This is a genomic window from Streptomyces sp. 1331.2 (genome assembly GCF_900199205.1).
Classification (GTDB): Bacteria; Actinomycetota; Actinomycetes; order Streptomycetales; family Streptomycetaceae; genus Kitasatospora.
Window position 1 is genome coordinate 467,824 of the sequence record NZ_OBMJ01000001.1, and the last position, 15,735, is coordinate 483,558.

Here is a 15,735-nt window from a genome sequence, read left to right on the forward strand (position 1 = left end):
ACTCAACTGCGGTATGCGGCCCATGAGTTGGCCATCCGCTGGACCTGTCCGGGGGTGAACCGGCTCATGCAGGAGTCGTAGCTGTAGTCCATGAAGTTGTGGATCGGGTCGAGCCCGGGGGTGGGGCAGGTGTCGCGGCCCTCGGGGCAGCCGAAGGCGGCGCTGCGCTCGGACGGGGTGTCGTCGACGTAGTCGCCCGGGGCCAGGCAGCCGCCCTGGAAGGTGTGGAAGAGGCCGAGCCAGTGGCCGATCTCGTGGGTGGCGGTGTTGCCCTGGTCGTAGTGGGTGGCGGAGCCGCCGGGCAGGGAGGCGTCGAGCACGACCACGCCGTCGTCGGTCGGGTTGGCCTGGTACGCGTTCGGGAAGGTCGACCAGCCGAGCAGGCCCTGGCCGAGCCGGGCGGTGTAGAGGTTGAGGGTGCCCCGGCCGCCCTTGCGCAGGCTGGTCTTCATCGCCTGCTCGGCCGCCGAGCCGGGGGTCATGCCGGTGTACCAGGCGGCGTTGTCGGTCCAGTCGGTGCCGGCCAGCTCGAAGTGGAACGGGGTCGGGGTGTTGCCCTCACCCTGGCCGCCGTAGGTGGCGTTGAGGTGGTCGATCTGGGCGGCGACGGCGCCCGCGTCCAGCTTCCCGGAGTCCCCGGCGTGGATCACGTGCAGGTAGACCGGGACGGTGGTCGCGGCGCCGATCTCCGTACGGGCGGCGCGGAGCCGGGCAAGGCGCTCGTCGAGGTCGGCCTGCATCGCCCGGGCCGTGGCGGCGGTGACGGCGTTCGGGTCCTTCCCGGCCTGGCTCCCGGCCGACCTGCGGGCGGCGGCCCCGACAACCGTGCTGCCCTCGGAGGCTACGTCGGCCTCGCACCCGGTCGTCGGGGCCACGGCGACGGCGGCACGCTGCGGGGCCGTCGCCGGTGCCACGAACTGGCTCAGGCCGGCGACAGCGACCAGCGCCGCGGCACAGGGGAACAGGCGGGGGGCACGCGAGCGCACCCGGACGGAACGACGCATCAGCGCTCCTGACAGGGGAGTTGACGGAGTCTCGACCACGCCCGGCGGGCCAGGGCGGGTCCGACGATTCCCGCCGGCGCGGTGCCCGGCGCGGACTCGCCGAGACTACGACGCCGTGAAGTCGATCTCCCGCAGGGCGCGCGCGGCGGCCCGGTCGAGTACCACGGCGGACGCACAGTCGGCCGGCAGCCGCCCGGCCCCGAGGATCCGCTCGCGCAGCCGGGCCGCCACGGCCCGGTGCCGGGCGAAGGCGTAGCGGGAGACGGTGCGCCCGCGCCGCCGCTGCCCGTCCAGCGCCTCGGCCGGGTCGGCGTCGAGCAGCAGCAGGTGCACCCGGCGGCCCTGCCCGGCGGCGGCCCGGGCGAGCCAGGCCCGCACCCAGGGCAGCGTGCCGCAGTCGTGCACCACCAACGGGCCGCCGGCCAGCACGGCGCGGCGCAGCCGCCGGTAGTGCGCGAGCCGGGCGAGCGGGCGGTAGAGCGCGTACGGGAGGCGGCCGGGCAGCCGGGCCGCGTACTCCTCGCGCACCAGCTGGGAGTCGATCATGGGGGCGCGCACACAGCGGCGCATCAGGGTGCTCTTGCCGCTGCCGGGCAGGCCGGTGACGACCAGCAGGTCCCCGGCGGGGTAGCGCAGGGCCGCCGGGCCGGGGCCGCGCAGCTCGTGCAGGACGGGCGCATCGTGCGCGGGCGGCAGGACGACGCGGTCCCCGGCGGGGCGCGGCGGCGGCACCCGTGGCACCGCCGCCGCGCGCACCGTTCTCGTCCCGCCCACCGGTTCTCCCCCCGCCGTTCGCCTGCTCAGGAGCATGGCGCATTCCCAAGAGCGAGTAAAGGGCGGAGGTCACGGCGGGCCCGGCCGGGCCGGTCCTGTTGCAGGACCGGGCCCGTTTCCGGACCCGGCCGTCACGGAACCGGCCTGCACGCAACGGGCCGGTCGGGACCCGGCCCGCACGGAATCGGCCGGTCGGGCGCCGGCCTGCTCCCGTTCGTCAGCCGAGCTGCGGGGCGATCCGGGTGGCGATCAGCTCCAGGTGGTCGAGGTCGGCCAGGTCGAGGATCTGCAGGTAGATCCGCTCGCTGCCGACGGCCGCGTACCGGCCGATCTTCTCGGCCACCTCGTCCGGGGTGCCGGCCAGGCCGTTGGCCTTCAGCTCGTCCACGTCCCGGCCGATGGCGGCGGCCCGGCGGGCCACCTCGGCGTCGTCCCGGCCGACGCAGGCGACCAGGGCGTTGGAGTAGACCAGGGCGTCGGCCGGGCGCCCGGCCTGCTCGACGGCGGCGCGGACCCGGCCGAACTGGGCGGCGGAGTCGTCCACTGAGGCGAACGGCAGGTTGAACTCGTCGGCGAAGCGGGCGGCCAGGGCCGGGGTGCGCTTGGGGCCGAGGCCGCCGACCAGCACCGGGATGCGGTCCTGGGCGGGCTTGGGCAGCGCGGGCGAGTCGGTCAGCGTGTAGTACTGCCCGGCGAAGTCGAAGGTGTCGCCGAGCTTGGTGTTCCACAGGCCGGTGATGATCGCCAGCTGCTCCTCCAGCCGCCCGAACTTCTCTTTGGGGAAGGGGATGCCGTAGGCGGTGTGCTCGGCCTCGTACCAGCCGGCGCCGAGGCCGAACTCGACCCGGCCGCCGCTCATCGCGTCGACCTGGGCGACCTGGATCGCGGTGACGCCCGGCAGCCGGAAGGTGGCGGCGGTCATCAGGGTGCCCAGGCGGATGGTGCTGGTGTCGCGGGCGAGCCCGGCCAGGGTGATCCAGGCGTCGGTGGGGCCGGGCAGGCCGTCGACGTCGCCCATCTTCAGGTAGTGGTCGGAGCGGAAGAAGGCGCTGAAGGCACCGAGTTCCTCGGCGGTGCGGGCGACCTTCAGGAGGGTGTCGTAGCTCGCGCCCTGCTGGGGTTCGGTGAAGATGCGAAGATCCATGCGGGCCATTCTGGTGCAGACCACCCGTCCGTGGACGCAGGGAACCGGCCGGACCACGGAACGTACCGGCCACCGGGCGCGGGTGGCCAAGGTCTCAGCACGGAAGCGTCACGGCGCTGCGATCCCGCCGCCGGGCTCGCCTACCGTGGACGGATGTTCGCGACCCCCGACGAATCCTTCCGGCGCTCCCCCGGCGAGCCGGCCGGCTGCCCGCTGCCCGGCATCGTGACGGCGTTCACGCCCCGGCTGGCCGAGTTCGCCTTCGAGCCCGGCTTCGTCGCGGCGGTCGACCAGCACGCGGCGATGCTGCGCGAGCTGCTGTACGCGCAGGGGCCGGAGCTGGCGCCCCGGCCCCTGGACCGTGAGGAACTGGCGGACTACGCGCTCGGCTTCCTGGACGCGCTCACCGAGATCGGCTGGCGGGAGCCGGTCGGCTACGACTACGCCGTGCTCCGGCTGACCGCGATCTGCTGGCTGGTGCGCGAGCAGGGCCTGCTGGAGGTCTGAAGCCCCCGCACCCCCGTCAGCGGCTCTCGCCGGGGTCGATGCCCGGGGCCGGCGGGGCGCCCGGGCCGGTCTGGGTGGTCGGCCGGATCGGCTGGTTGGCCAGGGCGTCGGTGCGGCCGGCCTGGTAGGCGCTGCCGCGCAGCCGGGCGGTCTCCTGCTCGGCGCTGTCCAGCCACCGCTCCCAGCGCTGGCGCATCGGCATGATCAGACCGCCGCCGACGCCGACCACCAGCACCCCGGCGATCGTGGCGAGCGCGGCGATCAGCACCGGCCCGGTGATCGCGGTGGCGATCCCGGCCTGGCCCAGCGCGGCGATCGCCCCGAGGCCGACGATGAACGCCCAGACCAGGGTGGAGACCGTCCGGCCGTACGAGGCGCCGGAGAGCGAGTTGCCGACGATGTCGCGCGCGCCGTTGGCGATGGCCATCGCGACCACCATGATCACGACGGCGACGATGGCCCGGGGCAGCCAGGCGACGATGCTGTGGATCATCACGCTGATCGGGTTCGGGCCGAAGACGCCGAACGCCAGCTGCAGCGCCATCAGCAGGACGATGTAGTAGACGACCTTGCAGATGATGCCGGTCATGTCGTACTTCGAGCCGGCCAGGCGGGCGGCCACCCCGGACCGCGCGGCGACCCGTTCCGAACCGACCCGGCGCAGCACCCGGTCGAGCAGCCTGGCGATGGCCTTCGCCACGAACCAGCCGATGACCAGGATCGCCAGGAAGGCGATGAACTGCGGAATGACCTTCGCAATCTTGGACCAGGCCTGGGTGAAGCCCGACCCGAAGTCGACGGAGAGTGCGAGTTGCTGAGCCACGGAGTCCTCCACTCGGTGACACGGCGCCACGAGCGGGCGCCGCAGGCCCCCCGCCCTTCGTGGATAGCAGGCGGCCGACCCTGCCGCCCGCGCCCGGTGTCCGGGATGGTTCCCTCGGGTGAACGATCCGTCCGTCCGCCCCGTTACAGTGGCGGTCCGGAGGACGGACGGCGGACGAGCGACGGCGGACGGCCGGGCTACGGGCTACGGGCTACGGGCTACGGACTACGGACGATGCGGCGGGACGGACGGGACGGTGCGGCAGTGAGCGGTACGGCGGCGGACAGCGCGGTGGGACACCGGGCGCTGCACTGGCGGATCCGCCCGGAACGGGCCCGGGCCGCCGTCCTGGTGCTGCACGGCGGCGAGGAGCACAACCTCGACCGGCCGGGCCTGCTCAACCTCCCGCTGCTGCGGATGCACGGCTTCCTGCGCGCGCTCACCCGGGCGACGGTCGGCGCCGAGGTGGCCGTCGGCACCGTCCGCTACCGCCACCGCGGCTGGAACGGCCCCCGCGCCGATGCCGCCCGGGACGCGGTCGCCGCGCTCGACGAACTGGCCGCGCAGCTGGGGCCGGTGCCGACCGTCCTGATCGGCCACTCGATGGGCGGACGCGCCGCGCTGCAGGCCGGCGGGCACCCGTCCGTCACCGGCCTGATCGCCCTCGCCCCCTGGTGCCCGGCCCAGGACCCGTGCGAACAGCTGGCCGGCCGGGACGTGCTGATGCTGCACGGCGACCGCGACACCGTCACCCCGCCCGCCGACACCCGCGCCTTCGCCGCCCGCAGCCGCGCCGCCGGCGCCCGCGTCTGCGGCTACACCGTCACCGGCAGCGGCCACGCCATGCTGCAGCGCGTCCCCGACTGGCACCGGGCCACCACCCGCCTCACCACCGCCCTCCTCGGCCTCCACCCGCTGCCCGCCGAGACCGCCTCCGCCCTCACCCTCCCGCCCGCCTCCTCCGAGGCCCTGACCCTCCCCCTCCCCCGGCAACCCCGCCGGAGCCCGGCCCGCCCGGCCACGCCCTGAGCCACCACGAGGTGTCGGGTTGTCGGACACGCCCCATGGGCCTGTCCGGCGGATGGGCCGGGACGACCCGGTGGCGTCAGGCGAGGTCGGCCGGCGACTCCACGACGACGCCGTAGAGGTCCCCGATCGTCGCCAGTGCGCTCCGGTGCACCTGGGCGGCGGTCAGCTCGGTGCCCGCCGACGGCAGCGGCCGGGTCCCGGAGGCGGCAGCGACGACGGTCGGGCGGTGGCCGCGCAGGAAGGCGCCGGCCGTGGTGAAGGTGACGCACATGTGGGTCATGAAGCCGGCGATGACGACGTCCTGGTGGCCGGCCGCCTCCAGCAGTTCGCCCAGCTCGGTGCCGACGAAGGCGTCCGGGACCGTCTTGACCACCACCCGCTCGCCCTCGGCGGGCGCCACGCTCGGGTGGATCTGCCCGATCTCGGCCCGGATGTCGTACGGGGTGCCCTCGCCGCCGTCGTTGATCACGTGGATGACGGTGGCGCCGGCCGCCCTGGCCCGGGCGAGCAGGTCGGCGGCGGCGTCCAGCGCCTCCTGCCAGCCCTCCAGTTCCATCACGCCGCGCACGTAGGTGTTCTGGTAGTCGATCAGGATCAGGGCCGAGTCGGCGAGGGATGCGGGCTTCTCGTCGAGTCCGTTGAGGGTGCGCAGGGTCGTCGTGGGCACAGCGGTGCCGCCTTTCGCGTTCCGGAGGAGGGTTTCTGCAGGTCACGCCTGGTGCGGCGGCCTTCGAAAACGCTACGGTCGGTGCTCCCGTGTCCGCAATGCCATCTAACATGCAGATTCCGACATCGACTCCGGTGTCGGGTCCGACAGCGGTCCGACAGCGGTGCCGCAGATCGAGGGGGCACTCATGGAAGCCGAACCGGCCCGGCGGCTGATCGTCATCGTCCTGTTCGAGGGCGTCGACCTGCTCGACGTGACCGGGCCGCCCGAGGTGTTCTCGCTGGTCCGGCGGGAGACCGGGGACGCGACCGGTTACCGGGTCGTCCTCGCCGCCGAGACCACCGCGCCGGTCACCACCGCGGCGGGCGTGCGCATCCTGCCCGACCTCACCTTCGACGAGGCCGCCGGGAGCGGGATCGACACCCTGCTGGTGCCCGGCTCGGTCGAGGTGGACGACCTCCGCCGGGTCCGTGCGCTCACCGACCCGGCGGTGGTCGAGCGGGTCCGCGCACTGGCCGCCCGCTCGCGCCGGGTGGCCAGCGTCTGCGTCGGCGCGCACCTGCTCGCCGCGGCCGGACTGCTGGACGGCAAGCGCGCCACCACGCACTGGTCGACGGCCGGCCAACTCGCCGCCGAGCACCCGCAGATCGAGGTGGACGCCGACCCGATCTTCATCCGCCAGGGCGAGGTGTGGACGGGCGCGGGGATCAGCGCCTGCCTGGACCTCTCGCTCGCCCTGGTCGCCGAGGACTTCGGCGAGGAGCTGGCCCTGCGAGTCGCCCGCCAGCTGGTGATGTACCTCAAACGCCCCAGCGGGCAGAGCCAGTTCAGCGTCCCGCTGGAACCCGTCTCGACCACCCGGCGGGTCGAGGAGCTGCGCCACCACATCCTGCGCAACCTCACCGGCCGGCTCACCGTCCCCGACCTAGCCGCCCACGCCCACGTCAGCGAACGGCAGTTGACCCGGATCTTCAAGACCGAGCTGGGCACCACCCCGAACGCCTACGTCGAGTCGGCCCGGGTCGAACGCGCCCGCCACCAGCTGGAGTCGGGGGACGCCACGCTCGAACGCATCGCCGCCGCCTGCGGGTTCGGCAGCACGGACACCCTCGTCCGGGCCTTCCGCCGCCGGCTCGGCACCACGCCGACCGACTACCGCCAGCGCTTCCGCACGGCCACCGCTGCGCCTGCCGGCGTTTCGACGGGCACCGCCGCAACGGACGGCGGGGTCACGACCGGGGAAGTCACGACCGGAGAGGCCACGGCAGGAGAGGTCACGGCAGGCGGACGGTGAACACCGTACGGCCGGGCCGGCTGGCCGCCTCCACCGTGCCGCCGTGCGCCCGCACCACGGCCCGGACGATCGCCAGCCCGAGCCCGGTCGAGCCGGTGGCCCGGGAGCGGGCCCGGTCGCCCCGGACGAAGCGCTCGAAGACCCGGCCCACCAGGTCAGGCGCGATCCCCGGGCCGTCGTCCGTCACGCTCAACTCGGCCTGACCGCCGTCCCCTTCGCGCCGGAGCCGCAGCTCGACCCCGGTGCCGGACGGGGTGTGGGTGCGGGCGTTGGCCAGCAGGTTGGCCACCACCTGGCTCAGCCGGTGCCCGTCCCCGCGCACCAGCACCGGGTCCTCGGGGAGTACGAGGCGCCAGCGGTGCTCCGGCCCGGCGGCCCGGGCGTCGGCCACGGCGTCGAGGGCGATCCTGGTCAGGTCCACCTCCTCCGCGGCCAGCGGGCGGCCCGCGTCCAGCCGGGCGAGCAGCAGCAGGTCCTCGACGATCGCGCCCATCCGCACCGCCTCGGCGTCGATCCGCTCCAGCGAGTGCCGCACCGGCGCCGGCACCGGCCCGGGGTGGCGCAGCGCCAGCTCGGCGTGGCCGCGCACGGCCGCGACCGGGGTGCGCAGCTCGTGGCTGGCGTCGGCGGCGAAGGCGCGCAGCCGCTCCTCCACCGTGTGGCGGCGGGCCAGGGCGTCGCCGACGTGGCCGAGCATCCGGTTGAGCGCCGCGCCGACCCGGCCGACCTCGGTACGCGGATCGTCGTCCGGGACGCGCTCGGCCAGCAGGACCTCACCGCTGGCGAGCGGCATCGCGCTGACCCGCTCGGCCATCCCCACCACCCGCCGCAGCGGGCGCAGCGACCAGCGGACCCAGAGCGCCCCGGCCGAGCCGGCCGCCGCGACGGCGATCGCGAAGACCGTCAGCTCCAGGGTCTCCAGCCGCCGGACGGTGTCCTCCGCCGGTCGCAGCGGCAGTCCGCTGACCAGCACGTCGCCGTCCCGGCCCGCGACCGCCCGTACCCGGTAGTGGCCCTGGGCGTCGCCCAGGTCGAGGGTGCCGGCCGTGCCGCCGACCGGCAGGGCGGCCAGCACCCGCTGCTGGGCGGGGGTGAAGGTGACCCGGTCGTCCTCGTCGTCGGGGGCGTCCATGTCGTCGGCGTCGCCGTCGACCACGCCCGCCGCGGTGATCCGGCCGCCGAGCAGCCGTACGCCGAGGGTTCCCGGGGTCTGCGCCCGGGTGTCGGGGCCGACGCCCTGGCCGGCGTGCTCCAGGCTCGCGGCGTAGCGGCCGCCGGACTCGGCGAGCTGCTGGTCGAGGCGGTCGACCAGGAAGTGGCGCAGCGCGGCGGTGGTGGCGAAGCCGACGGCGGCGCAGGTGACGACGAGCAGCACCAGCAGGCCGGCGATCAGTCGGGCGCGCAGCGTGCGGGGCGTCACGGCGCGCAGTTTCACGGCCAGCGGGTTCCGGGGGCGGGGCGTCACTGCGCGGCCTTGATCAGGTACCCGGCGCCGCGCACCGTGTGGATCATCGGACTGCGCCCGGCGTCCAGCTTCTTGCGCAGGTAGCTGATGTACAGCTCGACGATGTGCGCCTGCCCGCCGAAGTCGTACGACCAGACGGCGTCCAGGATCTGCGCCTTGCTGAGCACCTGGCGGGGGTGGCGCATCAGGTGGGCGAGCAGCGCGTACTCGGTCGGGCTGAGCTCGACGGTCTCGCCGCCGCGGGTCACCTCGCGGGCCCGGTCGTCCAGCACCAGATCGCCGAGCACCAGCGCGTGCGCGGGCGGCTGCCGCGCGTCGACCGGTGAGCCGGCCGACGGGGTGGCCGACGGGGTGGCCGGCTGGGTGGCCCGGCGCAGCAGGCCGCGCAGCCGGACGACCACCTCGGCCAGGCTGAACGGCTTGGTCACGTAGTCGTCGCCGCCCGCCGCGATGCCCTCGATCCGCTCCTCGACGGCGTCCCGGGCGGTCAGGAAGAGCACCCTCACCTCGGGACGCTCGGCGTGGAGGCGGCGCAGCACCTCCAGGCCGTCGAGGTCCGGCAGCATCATGTCGAGCACCACGGCGTGCGGCCGCCAGGCCGCTGCGGCCTCGACGGCGGCCAGGCCGGTGGTCGCGCCGCGCGCCTGCCAGCCCTCGTAGCGGACGGCGCCGCAGACCACCTCGACCAGGTCCGGCTCGTCGTCGACGACCAGGACGCGCCACCCGGGGCGGTTTGCGTTCTCGTCCATGGTGCTCCCTTCGGCTCGTGCTGCGCACCGCTCATCCTGGACCGCCACGATGAGAAACCCCTGAGACCCCGGGCGGCCGTTCGTGGCCTGCACAGCGGCTCTGACCAGCGATTTCACCCTCGTGGCGGGGGTGCGGGACGCGGACTCGTTCAGAGGCGGCTCAGAGCTTGCGGTGCGATCGTGGTCCGCCTCGGCGGCACCCGCCGCCGGGCCCTGAGGAGGTTCCCCGATGAGCACTGCCGCCGCACCGGAGTCGCGGCCCGGTCCGCGTCACCCCGACCCAAGGCGGCCGGCCCCGCGGCGGCCCGGCCCCCAGCGGCCCGGGCTACGCTCCCGGCCGGCACCCGCCGACCGGGGGCACCGGGCGGCGCCGCGCCCGCCGTTCGCGCTGGACCCTGCCGTCGCGCTCGCGCTGATCGCCGTGGGCGGGCTGGGGGTGATCGCGCTGTGGTGGGTGAGCACCCCGGCGGTCGTCGGCGCGGCCGGCTGGCTGACCGGCGCCGGCCGGATCACCGGACTACTCGCCGGGTACGCCGCGCCCGTGCTGCTCCTGCTGATGGCCCGGCTGCCGCCGCTGGAACGCGGGGTCGGCGCGGACCGGCTGGCGCGCTGGCACGCCTTCGGCGGGCGCTGGCTGGTGGCCGCCGTCTCCGTGCACGTACTGACGATCGTCTGGGGCTACGCCCTGACCGACGGGCGCGGCCCGCTCGGCGAAGGCGTGGAGATCGTCTTCCACTACCCCGAGATGATCAAGGCCACCCTGGGCACCCTGCTACTGCTCGGCACCGGCGCGGTCTCCGCCCGGGCGGCGCGCCGCCGGCTCCCGTACGAGGCCTGGTACTACCTGCACCTGGTGACGTACCTGGCGGTCGCGCTCGCCTTCTCCCACCAGGCGGCCACCGGCGCCGACCTCGGCGGCGGCCCCGGCCGGGCCGCCTGGTACGCGCTCTACTTCGGGACGGCGGCACTGCTCGGCTGGTACCGGCTGGCCCGGCCGTGGCTGCTCGACCGACGGCACCGGCTGCGCGTCGCCGAAGTGCGGCCGGAGGGCCCCGGCGTGGTGTCGCTGTTCCTGACCGGGCAGCGGCTGGACGAACTGCGCGCCGAGCCCGGCCAGTTCTTCCGGCTCCAGTTCCAGGCTCCCGGCCTGCGCTGGGCCGCCAACCCGTACTCGCTGTCCGCGCCGCCGCACCTGCGCTTCCTCCGCTTCACCGTCAAGGACCTCGGCGGGCACAGCGCGGCGGTCGCCACCCTGCGCCCGGGCACCCCGGTGCGCGCCGAGGGCCCGTACGGCGCGTTCACCCGGCGGCGGCAGCGGCAGCGCCGGGTGCTGCTGCTCGGGGCGGGCGTCGGGATCACCCCGCTGCGCGCGCTGTTCGAGACGCTGCCGGGTGAGCTGACGCTGGTCCAGCGGGCCCGGCGGGCCGAGGACGTGCTGTTCCGGGCGGAGCTCGCCGACATCGCCCGGCGGCGCGGCGCGGTCGTGCACGAGCTGCTCGGTTCGCGCGAGCAGGTCGGCGACCTCGGTGCCGAGCTCGTCCGGCTCGTCCCGGACCTCGCCGGGCACGAGGTCTACCTGTGCGGGCCGGAGGCGCTGGCCGAGGAGGCCGTCCGGGCGCTGCGGGCCGCGGGGGTACGGCCCGGACGCATCCACCACGAGAACTTCTCCTTCTGAGCCCGCTGAGCGTTCCCAGCCCTCTGAGCCGCCGAGTTTTGCGGGCCTCCGAGCCTTCCGAGCCCGTCCGGGCTCCCGATCTGCAGGAGCATCGATTCCATTGCGCCGAGCCGTCGTCACCAGCGCCGCCACCGCCGCCGGGGTGGTACTGCTGCTCTCCCTCAAACCACACGAGGCGGCCGGGCCGCCTCCGGTGATCGGCTCGGGGGCCGGGGCGGGGACCGGCTCCGGGTCCGGGTCCGGGACCGGCTCCGGCTCCGGCTCCGGGTCCGATGTCTCGGCGCCGTCCGGTGCCCCGGGCTCCGCCGCCCCGTCCGCCTCCGCCGCCCCCGCCGGTGCGACCCGGAAGGTCAGCGGCGACACCGTCAACACCCGGTACGGGCCGGTGCAGGTCCAGGTCACCCTGGCCGGCAGCCGGATCACCGCCGTCGACGTGGTCAAGTACCCCAATTCCGAACGGCGGGACCGCGAGATCAACAGTTCCGCCCTGCCGGTGCTCAACCAGGAGGCGATCTCCGCACAGAACGCGCAGATCGACGTGGTCAGCGGCGCGACGTACACCAGCGACGGCTACGTCCGTTCGCTGCAGAGCGCCCTCGACCGGGCCAAGGGCTGAGGACCCCGTGCTCCGCCACACCGAGCTCCGCGACACCGTGCTCCGCCGCGCCGAACCCGTCATGGGCACCGTCTTCTCGATCGTCGTCCGCGACCCCGGCCCGGACACCGCCGCCGTGCTGGACCGGATCGCCGAACGGCTGCACCGCATCGACGCGGTGTTCTCCACCTACCGGCCGGAGAGCGACATCAGCCGCCTCGACCGTGGGGAACTGGCCCTGGACGACTGCGATCCGGAGGTCCCCGCCGTGCTGGCCGCCTGCCGGGAGGTCGCCGCGCAGACCGACGGCTGGTTCACCGACCGCCCCGGCGGCCGGCTCGACCCCAGTGGCTGGGTCAAGGGCTGGGCCGTCGAGGAGGCGGCCGCCCTGCTGCGCTCCACCGGTGCCCGGCAGTACTGCGTCAGCGGTGGCGGGGACGTGCAGACCAGCGGCGGGCCGTGGCGGATCGGGGTCGCCGACCCCGGGCGGCCGGGCCTGCTCACCGCCGTCCTGGCTGGCCAGGACCTGGCCGTGGCCACCTCGGGCACCGCCGAACGCGGCACGCACGTCATCGACCCGCACACCGGCCGCCCGGCCACCGGCCTGGCCTCCCTCACCCTGGTCGGCGCCCCCGGCACCGGCATCGCCCGTACCGACGCCTGGGCCACCGCCGCCTTCGCCATGGGCCCCGAACGCGCTCTCGCCTGGGCGGCCCGGCAGCCCGGCGTCGAAGCCCTGGCAGTCCTGCCGGACGGCAGCAAGCGCTGGACCCCCGGCCTGCCCGGCCACCTCCCGGCGAGCGGGCCCACGGACTGGCAGTCCGCCGTCCGCTGACGGCGGCCCCGAGCGGCGGTGTCATGAGCGGAGCTCATGGGGTGGGCCCATGAGGAAGTCTCATGAGGTCGCCCCGTGAGGGAACCTCATGTCACGGCCCATGAGGGAACCTCATGACCCGGCCCATGAAGGGAGCTCATGTCGCAGCTCATGAGTGGAGCTCATGACCCGCCCCATGAGGCACCCTCATGGGCCGCCGCTACGCCCGATCCTGCTGCGCCGCCCGCCAGGCCTCCCGGGCCACCAGGGGAGCCAGGTACGACCAGCGGCGCGAGCCGTCCGGGCAGGCGCCACCCTCGACCAGCTCGGACACCGAGCGGCGGGTGAACGGCACCCAGACCGCCAGGTCGTGCTCGAAGGTGCTGTGGCAGGCCTCCCGGCGGCGGTCGATCTCGGCCGCGTCCAGCCGGGCCCGGACGGTGGCGACCAGCGTGTAGCAGGAGGCCGGCTCGCTCCAGCCCAGCCAGGTGATCACCGTCGGCCCGACGTCGGCCGGCAGCAGCCCCAGCTCCTCCTCCAGCGCCCGGTGGACCAGCGCGTAGAAGTCCTCGGCGGCGCCAGGCTCGTCCCGGTACTTCATCGTCTCGTTGATCCCGACCGTCCACTGCGCCGGGAAGGTCCTGACGGCCAGTGAGCGGCGCAGCAGCAACAACCGTCCGCCGCGGTCCCGCACCGCGACGCAGGCGCTGACCATCGTGGGCGGCGCGGTGGCGACGAAGCCCGTCAGGCCCTCGTCCAGTGCCTCGCGCAGCAGCCGGCCCGCCTCCGCGTCCTCCCGGCCCAGCCGGGTGGTGGCCATGCACTCCGCGTAGTCGCTCTCGGCGATGGTCACCTCGCACACCCGGGCGGCGCTGTGCTCGCCGTGGTCGACCGTCAGCCGGGTGAGGTACGCGGTCCGGCCCGCCGCCCCGGCCTCGCGTTGACGCGCCACCTCCGCGTCCCAGCCGACCCGGTCCAGCACGTGCGGGCGGACGACCCGGCCGTCGTACGAGGTCACCAGCGTGCCCGGGGTCAGCGGCCGGGCGGCCGACCAGGTGATCAGCGGGGCCAGGCCGTCCGCCCGGACGTCGTGCGCCCGGGCCGCCGCCGACAGGCTCGCCCGCCGGACGCGCGGCGCCGGCACCCGTGAACCGAGGCGCGAGCCGCCGTACTTGGCGAAGTCGTACACCAGGTTGGTCAGCATTCCGAGCAACAGGGCCCCGCCGAGCCCCAGCAGCCACTGCACCCCGGTTCCCCCGCCCCCCGTGATCCGACCGCCCCATTGTGGGGTCCGCGGCGCGCCCCGCGAAAGGCTCCGACCCGTCGAGGGGCCGAGGCCGAGCCGATCACGGCCGTCGACGGCTACCCCGCGCGCGCCGACCTGCGCGCGGACGGCGCCCTGCGCAGGATCCGACGATCCGGGCCTGCGCGGGTGTTCCGCGCGCCCGCGCCCTGTCGTAGCGTGGCCGGATGAACACGAACGCGTCCTCGCGGTACGACGTCGTGATCGTCGGCGGCGGGCACAACGGGCTGGTGGCGGCGGCCTACCTGGCGCGGGCCGGGCAGCGGGTGCTGGTCCTGGAACGGCTGCCCCGGGTGGGCGGGGCCGCGGTCTCCGCCCGGGCCTTCCCGGGGGTGGACGCCCGGCTGTCGCGCTACTCCTACCTGGTCAGCCTGCTGCCCCGGAAGGTGGTGCGGGACCTCGGGCTGCGGCTGGACCTGCGGCGGCGCCGGATCGCCTCGTACACCCCGGCCGAGCGGGACGGGAAGCCCACCGGTCTGCTGGTGGATGCGGGCGACCCGGGCCGCACCCGGGAGTCGTTCCGGACGCTGACCGGCGCCGACCGCGACTGGCAGGCCTGGCAGCGTTTCTACGGGATGACCGGGCAGCTCGCCCGGCGGGTGTTCCCGACCCTCACCGAGCCGCTGCCCTCGCGGGCCGAGCTGCGCCGACGGGTGGCGGACGACGAGGCCTGGACGACCCTGTTCGAGCGGCCGCTCGGCGAGACGATCGAGCGGACCTTCGCGGACGACCTGGTGCGCGGCGTGGTCCTCACGGACGCGCTGATCGGCACCTTCACCCACGCCCACGACCCCGCGCTGCGGCAGAACCGCTGCTTCCTCTACCACGTGATCGGCAACGGCACCGGCGACTGGGACGTCCCGGTCGGCGGGATGGGCGCGGTCACGGACGCGCTGGCCGAGGCGGCGCTGGCGGCCGGAGCGCGGATCCGGACCGACAGCGAGGTCACCGCGATCGCCGCGGACCGCGCCGGCGCCGGCGGCGGCGGCCGCGGTGACGCCGAGGTCGTGTACCGGCACCGGGACGGCGAGGAGGCCACGGTGGCGGCCCGCCGGGTGCTGGTGAACGCCGCACCGGCGACGCTGGCCCGGCTGCTCGGCGAGGCCCCCGGGCCCGTATCGGAGGGCGCCCAGCTGAAGGTCAACATGGTGCTGCGCCGCCTGCCGCGCCTGCGGGACACCTCCGCGGATCCGCGCGAGGCCTTTGCGGGGACCTTCCACATCGCCGAGGGCTACCGGCAGTTGGAGACCGCGTACGCCGAGGCGCAGGCCGGCCGGCTGCCCTCGGCGCCGCCGTCCGAGATCTACTGCCACTCGCTGACGGACCCGTCGATCCTGGGCCCGGAGGCCGTCCGGCAGGGGCTGCAGACGCTGACCCTGTTCGGCCTGCACATGCCCGCCCGGCTGTTCGGCGACCCGGCGGCGGACCCCGGGGCCAAGGATCGTGCGCTGGCGGCGAGCCTGGCGCAGCTGGACGCGGTCCTGGCGGAGCCGGTCGCCGACTGTCTGGCCACCGACGCCGAGGGCCGGCCCTGCATCGAGGCGAGGACGCCGCCGGAGCTGGAACGGGAGATCGGGCTGCCGGGCGGCCACATCTTCCACCGCGACCTCGCCTTCCCGTTTGCCGACGGGGAGGTGGCTGGCGCCGCCGCCCGCTGGGGCGTGGCGACCGGCCATCCGAACGTGCTGCTGTGCGGTGCGGGGGCCGTCCGCGGCGGGGGTGTCAGCGGCATCCCGGGGCACAACGCGGCGCAGGCCGTCCTGGAGGACCTGGCCCGCCGCTGAGCCTGGCCGCCCCATGCTTCGCCGAGCCGAATCGAACCGTGCCGTGCCGTGCCGTGCCGTGCCGAACCGAACCGTGCCGAACCGTGCCGAGCCGAGCCGGACTGACGA

General features: G+C 75.3%; 15 protein-coding genes. 7 read left to right on the forward strand and 8 right to left on the reverse strand.

Annotated elements, in window-relative coordinates:
• Positions 1 to 2: 2 nt before the first annotated feature.
• The 3 genes from CRP52_RS02180 to CRP52_RS02190 all read right to left on the reverse strand — a co-directional run bounded on the left by CRP52_RS02180 (position 3) and on the right by CRP52_RS02190 (position 2,922).
• Complete coding sequence (locus CRP52_RS02180; RefSeq protein ID WP_097234809.1) at positions 3 to 1,004, reverse strand: zinc metalloprotease; 1,002 nt, start codon at positions 1,002 to 1,004, stop codon at positions 3 to 5.
• A gap of 105 nt (positions 1,005 to 1,109) precedes the next feature.
• Positions 1,110 to 1,814 (reverse strand): AAA family ATPase, encoded by a 705-nt coding sequence (locus CRP52_RS02185; protein ID WP_097234810.1) that lies wholly within the window; start codon positions 1,812 to 1,814, stop codon positions 1,110 to 1,112.
• Between the two features lie 181 nt (positions 1,815 to 1,995).
• Positions 1,996 to 2,922, reverse strand: a complete 927-nt coding sequence (locus CRP52_RS02190; RefSeq protein WP_097239773.1) for an LLM class F420-dependent oxidoreductase — start codon at positions 2,920 to 2,922, stop codon at positions 1,996 to 1,998.
• 153 nt (positions 2,923 to 3,075) lie between these two features.
• Here CRP52_RS02190 and CRP52_RS02195 point away from each other — a divergent pair, with 153 nt between their 5' ends.
• Complete coding sequence (locus tag CRP52_RS02195) at positions 3,076 to 3,429, forward strand: DUF6401 family natural product biosynthesis protein (protein WP_097234811.1); 354 nt, start codon at positions 3,076 to 3,078, stop codon at positions 3,427 to 3,429.
• A gap of 16 nt (positions 3,430 to 3,445) precedes the next feature.
• Here the strand turns inward: CRP52_RS02195 and CRP52_RS02200 are convergent, their stop codons facing one another.
• The gene (locus CRP52_RS02200) at positions 3,446 to 4,252 is read right to left on the reverse strand and encodes a mechanosensitive ion channel family protein (protein ID WP_097234812.1); all 807 of its coding nucleotides are present in this window, start codon (positions 4,250 to 4,252) and stop codon (positions 3,446 to 3,448) included.
• A 264-nt stretch (positions 4,253 to 4,516) separates the two neighbouring features.
• Here CRP52_RS02200 and CRP52_RS02205 point away from each other — a divergent pair, with 264 nt between their 5' ends.
• Entirely contained in the window at positions 4,517 to 5,281 is a 765-nt protein-coding gene (locus CRP52_RS02205) for an alpha/beta hydrolase (protein WP_257032237.1), read from the forward strand.
• A gap of 76 nt (positions 5,282 to 5,357) precedes the next feature.
• Here CRP52_RS02205 and CRP52_RS02210 read toward each other — a convergent pair whose 3' ends face one another.
• Positions 5,358 to 5,948, reverse strand: coding sequence for an isochorismatase family protein (locus CRP52_RS02210; RefSeq protein WP_097234813.1), 591 nt, complete (start codon positions 5,946 to 5,948; stop codon positions 5,358 to 5,360).
• A 187-nt stretch (positions 5,949 to 6,135) separates the two neighbouring features.
• On the opposite strand from CRP52_RS02210, the gene CRP52_RS02215 reads away from it, so the two are divergent.
• Positions 6,136 to 7,242, forward strand: a complete 1,107-nt coding sequence (locus CRP52_RS02215; protein ID WP_097234814.1) for a GlxA family transcriptional regulator — start codon at positions 6,136 to 6,138, stop codon at positions 7,240 to 7,242.
• Here CRP52_RS02215 and CRP52_RS02220 read toward each other — a convergent pair.
• Entirely contained in the window at positions 7,223 to 8,671 is a 1,449-nt protein-coding gene (locus CRP52_RS02220) for a sensor histidine kinase (protein ID WP_097239775.1), read from the reverse strand. The genes CRP52_RS02215 and CRP52_RS02220 overlap by 20 nt on opposite strands.
• Before the next feature lie 32 nt (positions 8,672 to 8,703).
• Positions 8,704 to 9,456 carry a response regulator transcription factor gene (locus CRP52_RS02225; RefSeq protein ID WP_097234815.1) on the reverse strand — a complete coding sequence of 251 codons (753 nt, stop codon included), beginning with the start codon at positions 9,454 to 9,456 and terminating at the stop codon, positions 8,704 to 8,706.
• 229 nt (positions 9,457 to 9,685) lie between these two features.
• On the opposite strand from CRP52_RS02225, the gene CRP52_RS02230 reads away from it, so the two are divergent.
• The 3 genes from CRP52_RS02230 to CRP52_RS02240 all read left to right on the forward strand — a co-directional run bounded on the left by CRP52_RS02230 (position 9,686) and on the right by CRP52_RS02240 (position 12,561).
• Positions 9,686 to 11,131, forward strand: a complete 1,446-nt coding sequence (locus CRP52_RS02230; RefSeq protein WP_097234816.1) for a ferredoxin reductase family protein — start codon at positions 9,686 to 9,688, stop codon at positions 11,129 to 11,131.
• Positions 11,132 to 11,231: 100 nt separating this feature from the next.
• Complete coding sequence (locus CRP52_RS02235) at positions 11,232 to 11,747, forward strand: FMN-binding protein (protein ID WP_097234817.1); 516 nt, start codon at positions 11,232 to 11,234, stop codon at positions 11,745 to 11,747.
• A 61-nt stretch (positions 11,748 to 11,808) separates the two neighbouring features.
• Entirely contained in the window at positions 11,809 to 12,561 is a 753-nt protein-coding gene (locus tag CRP52_RS02240; RefSeq protein WP_097239776.1) for an FAD:protein FMN transferase, read from the forward strand.
• Positions 12,562 to 12,760: 199 nt separating this feature from the next.
• Here CRP52_RS02240 and CRP52_RS02245 read toward each other — a convergent pair whose 3' ends face one another.
• Complete coding sequence (locus CRP52_RS02245; RefSeq protein WP_097234818.1) at positions 12,761 to 13,786, reverse strand: NUDIX domain-containing protein; 1,026 nt, start codon at positions 13,784 to 13,786, stop codon at positions 12,761 to 12,763.
• Between the two features lie 224 nt (positions 13,787 to 14,010).
• On the opposite strand from CRP52_RS02245, the gene CRP52_RS02250 reads away from it, so the two are divergent.
• A complete protein-coding gene (locus CRP52_RS02250; protein ID WP_097234819.1) occupies positions 14,011 to 15,627 on the forward strand; it encodes a phytoene desaturase family protein in 1,617 nt (538 codons plus the stop codon).
• Positions 15,628 to 15,735 lie beyond the last annotated feature (108 nt).